Here is a 16,147-nt window from a genome sequence, read left to right as displayed (position 1 = left end):
ACGCAATTACACTGATTTAGCAGATAATTTATGTCAGCTTGGGCTGATAAAATATAGAAATTGCAACCTTAATGTAGTGAAGCCAAAAGTTGATCCAATAATGCTTCGACAAAAGCCAATCGCTTATCTGACTCTTCAAGCTGAACCGTGACTTTTAAGCGTTGCCCACCTTCCATACGATAATAGGTCGGTTGCTTTTGCATCATTTGAATAATGGTAATGGCTTGCAATGGCGTATCTGGTAAGAAATCAATCAACCCACCACCTTTTGCCACATCGATTTTGGCAATGCCTAATTCTTCGGCTTTCAGTCGAATCTGATGCACCGCAAATAAGTATTTTACAGGCTGTGGAAGTAGCCCAAAACGATCAATCAGTTCAATCCGAATATTATTCAGTTTATCGGCATTCACTGCATTACTAATGCGTTTATAAAACAATAAACGTTGATGCACATCACCAAGATAATCATCAGGAATCAGCGCAGGTAGATGTAAATTAATATCCGCGGTTAAATTCAACGGTTGATCGAAGTTCGGAGATTTACCCTTTTGAATGGCTTTTGTGGCTTTTTCCAACATTTCCATATACAAGCTATAACCGATTGCTTGCATACTGCCACTTTGTTGTTCACCGAGTAATTCGCCTGCACCACGAATTTCTAAATCCTCAGTCGCAAGGACAAAACCTGCACCCAAAGTATTGGCACGTTGAATCGCATCCAGACGTTTTTCCGCATCACCTTTGAGATGTTTGACCGATGGTACAAGCAAGTAAGCATAAGCCTGATGATGCGAACGCCCCACTCGACCACGTAATTGATGTAACTGCGCCAAGCCAAGTTTATCCGCTCGCTCGATAATAATGGTATTGGCATTCGGTACGTCAATCCCAGTTTCAATAATGGTCGAGCAGACTAAGACATTGTATTGCTTATGATAAAACTGTTGCATGACGTGTTCGAGTTCTTTCTCTCGCATCTGACCATGCGCCACAGCAACACGAGCTTCGGGCAACAGCACCCGTAAATTTTCCGCTGTGCGTTCAATGGTTTCTACTTCATTATGCAGGAAATACACTTGACCACCACGCAATAATTCACGAAGCACCGCTTCTTTGATCACCGCATCGGTTTCATCCATGACAAAGGTTTTCACTGCCAAACGGCGTGCAGGTGGCGTGGCAATAATGGATAAGTCACGCATTCCCGAAAATGCCATATTCAGCGTTCGTGGAATTGGTGTCGCCGTCAAAGTCAGCATATCGACATCGGCACGCATCGCTTTGATACGCTCTTTATCTCGCACACCGAAACGATGCTCCTCATCAACAATCATTAAACCCAAATTTTTGAATTGTACCGATTCTTGCAAAATCTTATGCGTGCCGATCACAATATCCACTTTTCCATCGAGAATATCGGCAATGATTTTTTGATGTGATTTATTCGTACCAAAGCGTGATAACACTTCGATACGAATCGCCGTATCGGCAAAACGATCTTTAAACGATTCATAATGTTGCTGTGCAAGCAAAGTCGTTGGCACAAGCACGGCGACTTGTTTTTCATTTTGTGCTGCAACAAAAGCAGCGCGCATTGCCACTTCAGTTTTGCCAAAACCAACATCACCACAGACCAAACGATCCATCGGACGGGTTTGTTGCATATCATGTAAAGTTGCTGTAATGGCATTGTGTTGATCTTGTGTTTCTTCATACATGAAACCACTAACGAATTGATGATATAAACTCTCATCAAAGGCAAAAGCAAAACCTGGCTTAGCTTGGCGACGTGCATGGATATGCAAAAGCTCTGCCGCCACATCATGGATTTGTTCAAGGGCTTTACGCTTGGCTTTCGACCATTGGTCTGTACCGAGTTTATGCAATGGCGCAAGATCAGGATCACCGCCACTAAAGCGACTAATCAGATGCAAATTGGTCACAGGCACATAGACTTTGGCATCATCCGCATAATTGAGCTGTAAAAACTCATGGGTTTGATCATCAATATCTAAAGTCACCAAACCTGCATAACGCCCTACGCCATAATCAATATGTACAACAGGTGCGCCAATTGAAAGCTCGGTCAGACTACGAACGAGAAATTCTTCTGAAACTTCTTTTTGATGCTTACGACGACGCTGAATCACTCGCTGTTCATAGAGCTGGCTTTCAGTGATAATTGCCAATTGATCAGGCAATAATAAACCACGCTCTAAAGGTGCATCGGTAATCGCAAGTTGACACTTATCCTCTAAAAATTGTTGTAATGAATCAACTACTTTGAGCTGATTCATTTTTAGCGATTCTTTTAAACCTTCACGACGACCTGCACTTTCTGCAACTAAAAGTACAGGATATTTTTGTGCCGAAATAAATTGTTTGACATGGCTAAACGGATCGTCGAGTTTATGATCGACACTGAGTTTCGGTGGAGTTAAACCATCCAAATTAATCGTTCCTGCTCGATCAATCGCCTCATCAAAACTCACGATAATTCGTGGATGCTGATTGAGGCGTTGTGCGATTTGCGAAGCATTCACAAACAATTGTTCTAGTGGCAATATCGGTTGATCAATATTCGATTTACGATCGTCATAACGTCGCTCGACTTCCTGCCAAAACTGTCCAATGTCTTGTTCAAGATGGGTTTCATTGACAATCAAACTGTCTAAAGGCACGTAATCTAAAAAAGTACTTTGTTGTAATTGCTCTGCACTAAAAAACAGTGGGAAATAGTATTCCAGACCTGGACTGGCAAGACCATTCATGACATCTTGATAAATTGCATTCCGCTTTGGATTAGACTCAGGAAACAGCTCGGCATAACGATCACGAAATAGACTACGCCCTTCTTTGAGTGGAAATTCTTTGGCTGGCAAAATTCGGAATTGCTCGATCTTTTCAATAGTACGCTGTGTTTCAGGATCAAAAAAACGTAGGCTTTCGACTTCATCATCAAACAAATCAATACGCACTGGCACATCTTGTCCCGATGCAAAAATATCCATCAGACTGCCACGTACCGCAAACTCACCGTGCTCATACACGGTATCGACCGCATGATAACCCGCAGCAATCAATTGCTCACGTTTACGCTCGACAACGTATGATTCACCTTGTCGAATATCAAAATGCTGACCGTAGAGCCAACTCGGCGGTGCAACACGCTGTGCCAGTGTCGTTGCAGAAATTAAGACTATTCCTGACTTTGGCATATTGGTGAGCAAACTTAATCGTTCAGAAATAATATCTTGATGTGGTGACAATCGGTCATAAGGCAAAGTTTCCCAATCAGGAAACACATGGACTTTTTGCCCATAAAATTCGATTTCACTTTCGAGCTGTGCAAGATGTTGATGATTGCGTGCAATGACGACGATCAGTTTGTCATGTTGCTGTGCAATTTCACTTAATAGCAGACTGCCAATTGAGCCTTGTATCTGCCCGACCCAACGCTTTTCTCCTTGTTTTAATTGGGATAATTTGAGTTGTTGGATCGCAGATTGTAGCAACATAATTTTGAATAAAATAATAATGAAAACCGCTGTATGCTAGCATTTTTCGATGCTAAGAAAAAGGCGATTGATGCCTTGCACCAATCGCCTACTAAAATTTAAACGTTGGAATATTAAGATTGAATACTCACAAAAATATCATTCAAAACTTGTTTCGGATTTTCCGCTTGGGTAATTGGACGCCCAATCACTAGATGCGTCACACCGTCTTGGATTGCTTGCACTGGTGTCACAATCCGTTTTTGATCATCTGCACTACTCCCGACTGGACGAATACCGGGCGTCACCAATTCAAAATCTACACCTATCTCAGCACGAAGTATTTTCGCCTCTTGCGCTGAACACACCACACCATCTAAACCACATTCACGAGTGAGCTTTGCTAGGCGCAATACTTGGTCTTGTGGATCAATATCTAAGCCAATATCAAGTAAATCCTCACGCCCCATGGAGGTCAGTACCGTCACAGCAATAAGCTTTGTATTATGTTGATGCTGTGCCAGACGCTCAGCACAAGTTTGCATCATTTTTCGTCCGCCACTGGCATGCACATTAACCATCCACACACCGAGATCAGCTGCTGCCAAAACCGCTTGTGCTGCCGTATTTGGAATATCATGAAATTTTAAATCTAAAAAAACCTCAAAGCCACGTTGATGTAGAGCTTTGATGACATCAGGACCGGCGTGGGTAAATAACTCTTTACCGACCTTAACACGGCATTGCTTTGGATCAAGTTGATCCACCATCGCTAATGCTTGATCTTGGCTTTTTGCATCTAGGGCAATAATAATACTCAAAACTTAAACCTCTAACAGCCCATCAAAATGATATATAAAATCAATACACGAAAAAAAAGCCCATTATAAAGGGCTTTTTTCATTTGCGTTAATATCTAATACGGTTTTTTCATGCCTTGCTGCCGCGGCAGCTTCAGCGGCGGCATTTTGTGCCGATTGAATTTGCTGTTTACGCAAGTAATCAATGTCTTTACGCAAGCGTTTGATTTCCCATCCTTTTTGGATCACTTTAATCGACAGTAGAAGTAAACCTAATACAATGCCCAATACGAGTGTTAATAAGAGCAACAAACCCAATCGCATTGCAGGCACTTCAATAAAGAGTAAGTTGACAGGTAGCTCGTCAGGATTTTGTAAAACCAAGCCCAAAGCATATGCAAATATTGCAATTGTCAGCGCAATTAAAAAAATACGCATGATTTATTCCTTATTTTTAATAACTATTTGATTTTACCTCAAACTTCAAAAATGCAAAAGACCTTATAGATCAAGGTGATGTCATTTTATGATTTACGCTAAAACGACGCATTTAAAGTTTGGATGTTAAATCGAATTACTTGCCTGCCTGCTCATTGACTGCATCACGTAAAGCTTTACCTGGCTTAAAGTGTGGTACAGCTTTTGCTGCAACCTGGACTTTTTCACCTGTTTTTGGGTTACGGCCGACACGAGGTTGACGGTGATGTAATGCAAAACTACCAAAACCACGAATTTCGATGCGTTGATTATTTGATAATGCTTCGATCATATGATCAATCATAATTTTAATCGCATCTTCAACCAATGGCTCAGCCAAATGCGGGTTCTTTTCTGAAATTTTAACAATTAAATCAGACTTATTTAAAGCTTCCGTTGTCATGAGATCCCATCTCCATGTTCACTTATCTGATTTAAATAATAACCTGTTTAAATACAAAAAGGTAGCATTAGAATTGTATCTAATGCCACCTTTTACAGTAAAACAATAAACTTTTAGTAAAAAATGAACAGACTAAAAGTCAATTCGACTTACTTGTTTTGAGCCGCTTTGATCAAATCGCCCAAAGTTTTTGGACCATTTGCATCGCCACCAGCTTGTGCAGCTGCTTGACGTGCATTGTTCAATGCTTCTTTCTCTTCAGCTTCGTCTTTTGCTTTGATCGACAAGTTGATAGAACGTGATTTACGATCTACATTGATGATCTTCGCTTCAACTTCTTGACCAACTTCTAAGAACTTAGTCGCATCTTCAACGCGATCACGGTTGATTTCAGATGCTTTCAACTGTGCCTCAACTTCGTCAGCCAATTTCACGGTTGCACCTTTCGCATCAACAGCAGTTACTGTACCTTTAACCAAAGCACCACGTTCGTTAGCAGCTAAGAAATCATTGAACGGATCGCTGTTCAATTGCTTAACACCTAAGCTGATACGGTTGCCTTCAGCGTCTACAGATAAGATCACAGCTTCTACAGTGTCACCCTTCTTATAACGACGGATTGCATCTTCACCAGACTCATTCCAAGAAATATCAGACAAGTGAACTAGACCGTCGATACCGCCATCAAGACCAATGAAGATACCAAAGTCAGTGATTGACTTGATTGAACCAGATACTTTGTTGCCTTTCTCATTGTTTTTCGCAAACTCTTCCCATGGATTCGCACGAGTTTGTTTGATACCAAGAGAAATACGACGACGCTCTTCGTCAACTTCAAGCACCATCACGTCAACTTCATCACCGATCTGAACAACTTTAGATGGGTGAATGTTTTTGTTAGTGTGATCCATCTCTGAAACGTGAACAAGACCTTCTACGCCTTCAGCAATCTCTGCGAAGCAACCGTAGTCAGTTAAGTTGGTTACACGTGCTTTCACGATAGAGCCTTTTGGATAACGACTCATGATTTCCATCCAAGGATCTTGACCCAATTGCTTCAAGCCCAAAGATACACGGTTACGATCTTTGTCAAATTTAAGGACTTTAACAGTCACTTCTTGACCAACTTCTACCACTTCTGATGGATGCTTGATACGCTTCCAAGCCATATCTGTGATATGTAGTAGACCATCAATACCGCCGAGATCAACGAACGCACCGTATTCAGTAAGGTTCTTAATTGTACCTGTAACAGTTTGACCTTCTTCAAGTTGAGAAAGCAGTGCTTCACGATCAGCTGAAGATTCAGCTTCCATCACAGCACGACGAGATACAACAACGTTATTACGTTTTGCATCTAATTTGATGACTTTGAACTCTAGCTCTTTGCCTTCAAGGTGCGTTGTATCACGGATTGGACGAGTATCAACCAATGAACCTGGCAAGAATGCACGAACTGGACCGATGTCAACAGTGAAACCACCTTTGACTTTACCAGAGATGAGACCTGTAACGATTTCACCATCTTCAAAGATTTTTTCAAGTTTCGTCCAAGTTTCAGCACGTTTTGCTTTTTCACGTGATAAAACAGTTTGACCCATACCATTGTCAAGTGCTTCAACAACAACATCTACGTTGTCACCAACAGCAACTTCAAGCTCACGTTGTTCATTCAAGAACTCTGCACGAGCCACAACGCCTTCAGATTTAAGACCTGTGTCAACGGTTACCCAGTCGTCGTCAATACTAACAACAACACCTTGGATGACTGCACCCTTTTCGACGTTAAGATTTAATTCACTTTCTTCAAAGAGGGCTGCAAAAGATTCGGTCATGATATACCTAGTAATAAATAGCGCCTTGGATCAGTTCAAGAGCGGTTTCGTTGAGTTCCAAATTTGACATAGCACTGACCGTCAAATTTGAAACTTGAGTAAAATTTGTATTAGCGAGAATCGAAAAATGATTTACTTTGCGAGGCGTTGATCGATATATTGACACATTTCATCGAACACTTGTTCGATAGATAATGTAGAACTATCAATCACTTTGGCATCGTCGGCAGGCTTAAGTGGCGCAACCGATCGCTCCATATCACGCTTATCACGTGCTTCGATGTTGACTAAAATGGCGTCTATTTTAGCATCAGCACCCATGCCTTGCAACTGTTTTACACGACGCTCTGCGCGTGATTGCGCAGATGCTGTAAGGTAGATTTTGGCAATCGCATCTGGAAAAACCGTAGTCGCCATGTCACGACCATCAGCTATCAAACCTGGGACTTGTGCAAAATCTTTTTGGCGTTGTAATAATGCATCACGTAGTGCAGGAATCGCTGCGACTTGAGAGGCAAATGCGCCGACTTCTTCGGTGCGGATTTGCGCAGTCACATCTTGCCCATCAAGTAATACTCGCATGCAATCAAGACTGGGTAAAAATTCAATAGCCAAGTTTTTTGCCACATCCACACACTGATCGAGCGCCGTATCCAACTGATCAAGCAACTGACGCTGATACAAACTTAGACCCAACAAACGATAAATCGCCCCTGAATCCAGCAGATGATAACCATAATGTTCCGCCAGCATGGTGGCTAAAGTGCCTTTGCCCGAACCACTTGGACCATCAATGGTAATAATGTGTATAGACATGCAACATCCAAAAAAAAGGGAAATCCACAAATAAAGCAAATCAATTTATTGCATTGACTTTGCCAACCCAGCCATACCACGTCCGACAGCAAGTTTTAATTGCGACAAGACAATCCGACTTGAAAAAGGGATTCTACCATCAAACTCAATACTGTAAACCAATTGCGTTGTATTCTCATCGATTGTTGTAAACGTCAAACGTCCCAAATGATGGCGTACCAGCGGATTTTTAATAATTTTATATTCGATCAGCTCGTTAGGTACAAGCTTGGTGATCTGCTCTTGAATTGGTTTGACCAAACCAAACCCCATTTTACGAACAGAACCGACACCATCAGGACGCTGTGGATCAGTAGCATCTTTGATTCGTACTACTTGGATCGGCTTAAAAATGCGATTATATGAAGCATGCTTTGATAACACTTCAAAGACTTCAGCAACTGGTCGATTAAACTTTTGTTCAATCGCAATCATTTTTGACGTTTTCTTTGTCATTACATTATTCCTTTAAATAGATTTAGACAACAATCAATTCATTCTACGGTTTTATTTTGCTGTTTGTTTGGCTGTGCTGACGGCGAGTTTTAAAAAATTGTCGAAGTAGCTCAGCTGACTGATCTGCTAGACACCCACCTTTAAAGGTAAAAAAGTGATTGTAAAAACCATCACTCATCAACTGTCTTGCACTGATCAAAGAGCCTGCTCTCGGTTCTGCTGCTGCAAAAATCACTCGACCAATTCTCGCATGCACCAATGCACCAACGCATTGCGTACAAGGCTCTAGAGTCGCATACAAGGTTGAGCCTTCAGGCAGTCTATAGTTTTGCAAGTTTTGACAAGCATTACGAATCGCTTGAATTTCAGCATGTGCAGTTGGATCATTGGTTGTAATTGGGCAATTAAACCCCTGACCAATCACTTGTCCTTGATGCACAATCACAGCACCAACAGGCACTTCACCTTGTGCTTCAGCAAGTTTGGCTTGCACTAATGCAAGCCGCATCCACTGTTCATGAATACTTTGATTTAATTCAATATCTAGCATACATAAAACTATACGACTAAAAAGCTACGCTTAGTCTAACAAAATACCATATTGACGAAGCAACGCATTCCAACTATCAATCTGCGCACTTCGAGGTACAACAATTGGGAAAAGATCTCGAATATTTTGATAATCTTGTACTTGCCAATCAGGTTGCAGATCTTTATCCACCAAACGAGCACGTACACCTTCGATAAAATCTGCATGCTGAATTTTCCATGCAGAAATTTCTTCTTCTAAGGTAAAGACGTCATCCCAAGAACGATGTTGTTTCGCCCACTGCCATAATAGCCACGTGATCGCAGCTGTGGTTGGTGAGCCATTGCTCAAGTTTTCACTAGCTTGACGGAGCCAATCACTACGAGCAGTGGCAAGTCCTTTGATCGCTTGCACATCTTGCATAAAGTCTGAACCACGACAAACACTATGAATCACATCAAGCGAATCCTGCAAAGGTCCTGCAGCAAGCGGACGATGCAAACTATTCAAAGTATCTTCGATCGCACGGTAGTCCCCCGCAGGATAGTCTTGCCAACGGATATGCGTCAATCGTCCAAGTACATTGTCACGACCCTGTTCACAGACATGCGTAGCCCAACCAATACTATACGCACCCGCAGCAGTCATGATCGAACCGGTCATTCCAATAAACAAGCCAATCGCACCACGATCCGCAAGGAAACGTGTCGCTCCAACATCAGGGTATAGACCAATATTAATCTCAGGCATTGCAAGACGTGAATGTGGTGTCACCAATCGAAATGGTGCAGCCATAAATAAGCCAAGACCACCACCCATGACATAACCCTCACCCCAGACCACGACTGGTTTGACATAGTGGTGAAGTAAGCGATCTAAGGCATATTCATAATGGAAAAATGATTTAGCTTGCTCCACTTCTTCATTGATCACCAACTGGCGCAACTTCCGTACATCACCACCTGCACAGAACGCTTTTGGTGTCGTGGAATCAAACCACACTGCTTTCACAGCATCATTGGTATGTAAGTATTCAAATATTGAATGTAAAGCGACAACGATCTGCTCATCCAAAGCGTGCAGGGACTTTGGACGATTCAAACGCACTGCCCACCAGCCATTGGTGAGTTCTTCTACGAGAATGTCAGGATGATTAATATAGTCAGTCATGATGTCAATATTCCATTATGCGTCGAGTTGCCAGTCGATTGGCGTAATACCTTGTGCGTTTAAATAATGATTGGTTTTAGAAAATACTTTACAGCCAAAAAATCCGCCTCGATTTGCTGACAATGGCGATGGATGCGCTGCTTTTAATACCAAATGTTTATTACTATCAATACGTTGCCCTTTACGCTGTGCATAAGCCCCCCATAGAATAAAGACCACAGATTGACGATGTTCATTAATCACATCAATCACCGCATCGGTAAACTGCTCCCAGCCTTGCTTTTGGTGTGAGGTCGGCTTCGCTTGCTCAACGGTAAGTACGCTATTCAGTAACAATACGCCTTGCTCAGCCCATTTACTCAGATCGCCATGTACCGGAGGTGAAATCCCTAAGTCTGTCCGTAATTCGTGGTAAATATTGCGCAGTGAAGGTGGTAGATCAATGCCCTTATTTACTGAAAAACTTAAACCATTCGCCTGACCTACACCATGATAAGGATCTTGACCCAAAATCACTGCTTTGACTTGATCAAGTGGTGTGTCATTCAGAGCACGAAAAATTTGTGCATTTGGTGGATAAACGATTTGTTGGTCTTGCTGTGCTTCTGCTAAAAAAATTCGCAGATTTTGCATCGTATCGCCAAGTAGAAAATCTGCCAAAGGCAACTTCCAACTGTCATCTATTTTTACACGAGCCAAACGTGATTGATGCTGTTCATCAGTGTTTATATCTTGAAGATCAGCGGCCCCACTATCCTGCATGAATGACTATCCCTAATTTTAAATTTGGTAATTTAGCGCATATGCTTTGTATCAAATTCGCACTTTGAATCGTCAGAGTGGTATTGATAAATTCTTGCAAAGTGATGTTAATTTAAGCAATTTTTTAACATAGCACAAATTAATCTCGTATTTTCTAATCAATTTAAATCTAAAGAATGATACTTTTCGTTGTGCCTATATTAAACCTTGACCTGCAAATCGACTGTAGGATTGTCAAACAAATCACTATTTTTTAAGCGATCGTACATATCAGGCATCGTCCACTCACTTTTCACTTGTTCAGAAAACACGATTTCAGCAAGGGATAGCTCACCCATTTGCACATTTTCAATATCTTCACGGAAGCACTGCGCATAACCTGTATCGGTTTCATGCACGATCACCGAATGAATTGTCACATCGCCTTCGCCATTTTGCATATTGGTATGTTTGAGCACCGCATCAACGAGGAAGAAAAACACTCGGGAAAACTGCTCTGCCGATGGCGAAACAGGTAAGGCAATCCAACGTGCACTAAAGTTTTTACAGGCAGCAACGTAGTCTGCATCGTCTTTATCCCAAAAGGTAATCGCATGATCAAAGCTATCAATTAAGTCTTTAATAATGCCTTTCATCAACCCAAAGTCATACACCATCTGCCCATGATCAAGGCGATTCGCTTGCAACAATACCTCGACCTTATAACTGTGTCCATGAATCGAGCGTTTGCAACGATCTGAACTACAGTTGCGGACGATATGTGCATTTTCAAACTTAAATAACTTGCGAATCAGCATAATAAATCAATTCAACTTGGCAATAACAAGATTAGTTCCTTAAAGTATAAAGCATTCAATCACGTTGTAAACGCAGTTTTAGCGATTGCGCTGATCGTATTCGGCACTTAGGCTACGTTCTGATTTCACCGTTGTGCTATTGTACAGTTGTAGAGAGCTGAATCTCGCCACTTGGCTGTTTCTGCATATCTAAGCTGACAATGGTGACGCCTTGCTGTGCAAGTTGTGTCAAGAAATTTGCAAGCACAGCATAGTTCTGATGCGATACGATCAGTTTTAATTGATTATTACTTTCTTGGCTTTGCACACTTAATCCAAGTTGTTGCGATACACGTTGCACCTTGTCACGTGCAGTCACGGTTTCACCTGATTGATTCGACATTTTCACTGCATTGCTTTGCATCCAGTGAATGGTTTCTTTCATTTCTACAAGGCGTTTTTGTTGCTTTTCTGCCGAACTATGGCTAAACCACAGCATGAGCCCGATCGCCGTCACTGTTAAAAAAATCGTCAAAATAATAATGGCAAAACGGTCACGAGGTGGGAGTTGGTCAAGTTTCGCTTGAATCGTTTCTATGATTTGATCAAAACGATTGCTGAGTGCATTGAGGTTCATTTTCATTGTTATCTACCCTTTTCCTATTGCACTTTGACCATGCCAATCACTTGACTACCTTGATTACGAATCGCACCTAACTCCACAGCAAAACCTTGTTGCTTAAATTGATCAGTGAGCTGAGTTAAAGCATCACTATTTTGTGCAAGCAGATTCATTGTCAAACCATCATTACGATATTGCACTTGCTCCGCACGAATATTGGATTGTTGCAAAATCGGTCCGACTCGGCTGATGAGTTGCAGAGCTTGCGTGTCGGCATTGGCGTTCAATTTCATTTTTGCAGAGAATTGCGAGCGCAAATTCTTTTCATTGACTCGGGTTTCATTAGGAAACCACTGCTTATATTGATCCACAGCGAGTTGTGCGGTTTGATTGGCAAGTTGTTTATATTTCCACCAACGCAAGGTATCATAACTAATTTGCGTAACGATACAGATCGCAAGCAATGCAGCACAAGCTTTCCAATAATTAAATCCAGTTTTGGTTTTTTTAGTTTTACTGAGTGCATTAAATGGATGTTGACGGAATTTGCCAAGATCAATTGCAGGCAATTCTGCTTGCAGAAATTCTACATCTTGCCCAACAAACATAGTGCTAATCGCTTGATCCACCTCATTATTAACCGCACTGCCCGCAGGATAATAATGGTTGATTTTTGCAACATTGTCCGCAGGCAATAAACTGAGTACATTCAAATCGTGTTCATGCCAACCACGCAATCTTGCCCAACGGAAAATACGATGTTGAAACACATCAGCGATATTCACTTGATCGGTTTCAGGCTCAGGTGCAATCAAAAAATCTGGTAATAAGGCTTGGAATTGCCACGGCATCAGCGCCAAACTTTGCTGATAAGTTTCACGAGTCAGTCGTGAAATCGCCATGATATTCAATTGATCCTTATGAAACTCATGGAAAATGTCAAGCTGATCAATCGGCTCAATACAATATTCTTCCATTAAATATTGCACGCCAGTAACACCAAGCTGTTTGTACTGCGCTTTGCTGATCGCTTGACTATAAAATTGCGCACTATTGCTTGGAAAAAAGACCACTGCTTCTTTGTGTTGATAGGTCAGTTGTACCGTTTGAATGAGTTGTTCTAATGAGTCAGCCAACTGCCAACCTTGATTATCAACTTGCCACAACCATTTGCCTTGACCCTCAGGCATCCACAAATACAGCATATGTTTTCCTAATGCGTTTTAATTTTCAGTTTTATTCCAAATGATTTAGCAAATCAACACGTTATTCCACGTGTGGTACAAACCGTGATTGCTCTTGCGACAATCCTATCATAATTGCAGGATGTTCATATACTCTTGCTTCCGCTAAATCGAATGGTTCAGGACTATCCTCGGTGAGTAAAGCCGCAATATAGGCAATAATATTCATATGACAGACCACGACCACCGTTTCTTCAGTGAGTTTTGCAAGCCACTGTACCGCTGGCGCTGCTGGATCATCAGGAGTAATGTCTTGATAAACTTGCGTCGGCACATCGTCAAACTTGGCTTGAATATAAGATAAAGTCTGCTGTGCTCGGATATACGGACTGACTACAAATAAATCAGGCTTAAACTGTTCCGCAATATACTGTGCCGTCAACTCTGCTTGTCTGTGTCCCCGCTCGGTCAGTTGGCGTGCTGAATCAAGACCCGAGCGATTCGGATCAGCTTCGCCGTGACGCACTAAAATCAATCTCATCATTTTTCCTTATTTATTATTAAAAAGAAATTACAACCATCTACCTTCAAATGTTAAACCATCATTGATAAATTTTAGTGACAGCAATATTTTGAATATTAGAAATGATATATCAAGAATCAGATTGATGCGGTAAGACAAATTCCACATCACTGCGATGTCCATTTTCCATCAAAGACAACGCCACGCTTAACGGTGGTGCATGATTAAAAATCACTTCATACAACGCACAAGTGATCGGCATATAGACCTCAAGTTCTTCTGAGCGCGCTTTGACTTGCTCAATGGTATTAATCCCTTCTGCGGTTTGACCAAGCTCTGCAACCGCCTGATCCAAAGATTTACCTTGTCCAAGTGCAAAACCGACTTGATAATTACGGCTCAGCGGGCTGTTACAAGTTGCGAATAAATCACCTACACCTGATAAACCGAGGAAAGTCAATGGATTTGCACCCAACCGTACGGCAAAACGGCTCATCTCTGCCAATGCACGTGTGATGAGCATACTCTTGGTATTTTCACCGACGTTATACGCTGCACCCATACCCATCGCTACGGCATAGATATTTTTCAATGCACCGCCAAGCTCAACGCCGTGGACGTCATCACTAGCAAAGACACGGAATAATGCACTATGTAGCGCACCTTGCACCGCATTGCGTAATTGCTCTGAATGGCTTGCGATCACAGTCCCCGCAGGCATACCTTGTACAATTTCTTTGGCAAGGTTTGGACCTGACAATACACCATAAGGCACTTCTGGAAGCTCCTGACGGATAATATCGCTCATAAAGCAAAAGCTATCTTTTTCAATCCCTTTGGTTAACGATACAACGGCTTGTGCTGTGATGAGTGGTGCGATTTGCTTGAGCACTTTGCGGAATGAATGACTTGGGATCGCCACCAAAATCAAATCACGATCTTTCACCGAAGCTTCTAAGTCTGAACTGACTTTGAGTTTTTCTTCGAGTGTAAAGTCTGGCAAATAGCGTTTATTAATTTTTGTTTCTTGGATTTCTTTAGCAGCGTCTTGGTCACGAATCCACATGATGGTGTCACAACCATTACGTGTGGCAAGATTTGCCATCGCTGTGCCAAAACTACCACCACCAAGTACCGTGATGCGTAGGTTGCTATTATCTTTGCTTTCAGATTTCGCTTTATTACGATCTTGCTGATATTGCGCTAATACATCGTTAAAATTGGCTTGAGTCACAAACTTTCCTTATCTATTCATCGTTTGATGGCTATGACAAACCTTTGAATCTGCATCGCTTTAACCATCAAATCATTTTTAAATTCAGTACTAACTATATAAAACAACTATAAAAATATTTTCAAAGAAAAGCGATTGATTCATGTAAATATTTACGTGGTTTTTACACTATTTTTGCGTATTGATTCACTTTGAGCCTAATTACTTAATTTCCAATCACTCACAAAGTCAGTAACACTTAAAGACTCTCTAGGTGCAATTTCTTTGCTTGCTGTACCGATATAGACCAAACCAGCGATTTCATCACTTGCTGCACATCCTAATGCTCGTTTTAAATGCGCAGATTCTGCTGCCGCACCACTACGCCACATGCTTGAGAAGCCTTGCGACTGTAATACCAATAACAGATTTTGAATCGCCGCACCACAGCTCAATACTTGTTCATAGTGTGGTACTTTGAGATGTGGTTGATCTTGCACAATACAGATCAAAATCATCGGTGCACGCATTGAATGTTGCTTCACACGATCCAATTGCACAGGATCAATTTCCCCACCTTCTGCCAAACTTTTCGCTAACAATTCACCAAAGGCAACTCGCTGTTCGCCTTGAATGGTGATAAAACGCCACGGATGCAAGCGATGATGATCAGGTGCAGTGAGTGCCGCTGCAATAGCCAATTCAAGCTGTGCTGTATTCGGTGCAGGCTCAACTAGCAAACCAATGGATTGACGACGATTGATAAAGTCATAGAGCTGGTTTGGGGAGAAGTGATTTGGCGAAGATGGCGTTGAAAAATCGGATGACATAAATAAGGTCTTTGTTATGGCGTAGCGATCATACGAATGTAGCATAGATTGGAATTCTTGCCTATTTCAACACACTGAATCTAGGGTGAATTTAAGACGGCGGATTCAATAACGAAGTGCAACACATAAAAAAACGGCTAAGCATCTTACTTAACCGTTTCTTTGCTTCACCGATGTTTCGGCGTTTTAAAATCAGCATGTGAATATCAATA

Annotated in this window: 16 protein-coding genes; all 16 read right to left on the bottom strand. The window is 41.7% G+C overall.

The annotated features are described in order from the left end of the window. Window positions 1-68: 68 nt before the first annotated feature. Window positions 69-3,521, bottom strand: a complete 3,453-nt coding sequence (gene mfd / locus MKI79_RS06055; protein WP_407651575.1) for a transcription-repair coupling factor — start codon at window positions 3,519-3,521, stop codon at window positions 69-71. A gap of 113 nt (window positions 3,522-3,634) precedes the next feature. Further along, on the bottom strand, window positions 3,635-4,321 hold the full coding sequence (gene pyrF / locus MKI79_RS06050; protein ID WP_241571149.1) for an orotidine-5'-phosphate decarboxylase: 687 nt from the start codon (window positions 4,319-4,321) through the stop codon (window positions 3,635-3,637). A 63-nt stretch (window positions 4,322-4,384) separates the two neighbouring features. Continuing rightward, window positions 4,385-4,738 (bottom strand): lipopolysaccharide assembly protein LapA domain-containing protein, encoded by a 354-nt coding sequence (locus MKI79_RS06045; protein ID WP_241571148.1) that lies wholly within the window; start codon window positions 4,736-4,738, stop codon window positions 4,385-4,387. A gap of 136 nt (window positions 4,739-4,874) precedes the next feature. Then, window positions 4,875-5,180, bottom strand: coding sequence for an integration host factor subunit beta (locus tag MKI79_RS06040; protein ID WP_241571147.1), 306 nt, complete (start codon window positions 5,178-5,180; stop codon window positions 4,875-4,877). 149 nt (window positions 5,181-5,329) lie between these two features. After that, window positions 5,330-7,015 carry a 30S ribosomal protein S1 gene (rpsA, locus tag MKI79_RS06035; protein WP_241571146.1) on the bottom strand — a complete coding sequence of 562 codons (1,686 nt, stop codon included), beginning with the start codon at window positions 7,013-7,015 and terminating at the stop codon, window positions 5,330-5,332. A gap of 132 nt (window positions 7,016-7,147) precedes the next feature. Further along, a complete protein-coding gene (gene cmk, locus MKI79_RS06030; RefSeq protein ID WP_241571145.1) occupies window positions 7,148-7,831 on the bottom strand; it encodes a (d)CMP kinase in 684 nt (227 codons plus the stop codon). 45 nt (window positions 7,832-7,876) lie between these two features. Beyond that, on the bottom strand, window positions 7,877-8,326 hold the full coding sequence (locus MKI79_RS06025; RefSeq protein ID WP_241571144.1) for an SRPBCC family protein: 450 nt from the start codon (window positions 8,324-8,326) through the stop codon (window positions 7,877-7,879). Between the two features lie 43 nt (window positions 8,327-8,369). Beyond that, entirely contained in the window at window positions 8,370-8,876 is a 507-nt protein-coding gene (tadA, locus tag MKI79_RS06020) for a tRNA adenosine(34) deaminase TadA (protein ID WP_241571143.1), read from the bottom strand. Window positions 8,877-8,906: 30 nt separating this feature from the next. After that, complete coding sequence (locus MKI79_RS06015; RefSeq protein ID WP_241571142.1) at window positions 8,907-10,025, bottom strand: enoyl-CoA hydratase/isomerase family protein; 1,119 nt, start codon at window positions 10,023-10,025, stop codon at window positions 8,907-8,909. A gap of 15 nt (window positions 10,026-10,040) precedes the next feature. Further along, complete coding sequence (ung, locus tag MKI79_RS06010) at window positions 10,041-10,787, bottom strand: uracil-DNA glycosylase (protein ID WP_407651574.1); 747 nt, start codon at window positions 10,785-10,787, stop codon at window positions 10,041-10,043. A 200-nt stretch (window positions 10,788-10,987) separates the two neighbouring features. Continuing rightward, window positions 10,988-11,584 carry a 6-pyruvoyl trahydropterin synthase family protein gene (locus tag MKI79_RS06005; RefSeq protein WP_241571141.1) on the bottom strand — a complete coding sequence of 199 codons (597 nt, stop codon included), beginning with the start codon at window positions 11,582-11,584 and terminating at the stop codon, window positions 10,988-10,990. A 136-nt stretch (window positions 11,585-11,720) separates the two neighbouring features. After that, on the bottom strand, window positions 11,721-12,206 hold the full coding sequence (gene gspM, locus MKI79_RS06000; RefSeq protein ID WP_241571140.1) for a type II secretion system protein GspM: 486 nt from the start codon (window positions 12,204-12,206) through the stop codon (window positions 11,721-11,723). 17 nt (window positions 12,207-12,223) lie between these two features. Then, window positions 12,224-13,390 carry a type II secretion system protein GspL gene (gene gspL / locus MKI79_RS05995; protein ID WP_241571139.1) on the bottom strand — a complete coding sequence of 389 codons (1,167 nt, stop codon included), beginning with the start codon at window positions 13,388-13,390 and terminating at the stop codon, window positions 12,224-12,226. A gap of 61 nt (window positions 13,391-13,451) precedes the next feature. Then, a complete protein-coding gene (sixA, locus tag MKI79_RS05990; protein ID WP_241571138.1) occupies window positions 13,452-13,910 on the bottom strand; it encodes a phosphohistidine phosphatase SixA in 459 nt (152 codons plus the stop codon). A 112-nt stretch (window positions 13,911-14,022) separates the two neighbouring features. Continuing rightward, window positions 14,023-15,126: an NAD(P)H-dependent glycerol-3-phosphate dehydrogenase gene (locus tag MKI79_RS05985; RefSeq protein ID WP_241571137.1), complete on the bottom strand. Its 1,104-nt coding sequence runs from the start codon at window positions 15,124-15,126 to the stop codon at window positions 14,023-14,025. Between the two features lie 197 nt (window positions 15,127-15,323). Next, complete coding sequence (locus MKI79_RS05980) at window positions 15,324-15,935, bottom strand: nitroreductase family protein (RefSeq protein ID WP_241571136.1); 612 nt, start codon at window positions 15,933-15,935, stop codon at window positions 15,324-15,326. Window positions 15,936-16,147 lie beyond the last annotated feature (212 nt).

Origin of the sequence: Acinetobacter sedimenti (genome assembly GCF_022601685.1) — a bacterium.
GTDB lineage: Bacteria > Pseudomonadota > Gammaproteobacteria > Pseudomonadales > Moraxellaceae > Acinetobacter > Acinetobacter sedimenti.
Note: the sequence above shows the minus strand (reverse complement) of the source record. Positions and strands in the feature narration are given on the sequence as shown.

Excerpts from the sequence above, each read along its gene's own strand:
- mfd (WP_407651575.1), bottom strand. The coding sequence starts at position 3,521 with ATGTTGCTACAATCTGCGATCCAACAACTCAAATTATCCCAATTAAAA.
- MKI79_RS06045 (WP_241571148.1), bottom strand. The coding sequence starts at position 4,738 with ATGCGTATTTTTTTAATTGCGCTGACAATTGCAATATTTGCATATGCT.
- MKI79_RS06040 (WP_241571147.1), bottom strand. The coding sequence starts at position 5,180 with ATGACAACGGAAGCTTTAAATAAGTCTGATTTAATTGTTAAAATTTCA.
- rpsA (WP_241571146.1), bottom strand. The coding sequence starts at position 7,015 with ATGACCGAATCTTTTGCAGCCCTCTTTGAAGAAAGTGAATTAAATCTT.
- cmk (WP_241571145.1), bottom strand. The coding sequence starts at position 7,831 with ATGTCTATACACATTATTACCATTGATGGTCCAAGTGGTTCGGGCAAA.
- MKI79_RS06025 (WP_241571144.1), bottom strand. The coding sequence starts at position 8,326 with ATGACAAAGAAAACGTCAAAAATGATTGCGATTGAACAAAAGTTTAAT.
- tadA (WP_241571143.1), bottom strand. The coding sequence starts at position 8,876 with ATGCTAGATATTGAATTAAATCAAAGTATTCATGAACAGTGGATGCGG.
- MKI79_RS06015 (WP_241571142.1), bottom strand. The coding sequence starts at position 10,025 with ATGACTGACTATATTAATCATCCTGACATTCTCGTAGAAGAACTCACC.
- ung (WP_407651574.1), bottom strand. The coding sequence starts at position 10,787 with ATGCAGGATAGTGGGGCCGCTGATCTTCAAGATATAAACACTGATGAA.
- MKI79_RS06005 (WP_241571141.1), bottom strand. The coding sequence starts at position 11,584 with ATGCTGATTCGCAAGTTATTTAAGTTTGAAAATGCACATATCGTCCGC.
- gspM (WP_241571140.1), bottom strand. The coding sequence starts at position 12,206 with ATGAAAATGAACCTCAATGCACTCAGCAATCGTTTTGATCAAATCATA.
- gspL (WP_241571139.1), bottom strand. The coding sequence starts at position 13,390 with ATGCTGTATTTGTGGATGCCTGAGGGTCAAGGCAAATGGTTGTGGCAA.
- sixA (WP_241571138.1), bottom strand. The coding sequence starts at position 13,910 with ATGAGATTGATTTTAGTGCGTCACGGCGAAGCTGATCCGAATCGCTCG.
- MKI79_RS05980 (WP_241571136.1), bottom strand. The coding sequence starts at position 15,935 with ATGTCATCCGATTTTTCAACGCCATCTTCGCCAAATCACTTCTCCCCA.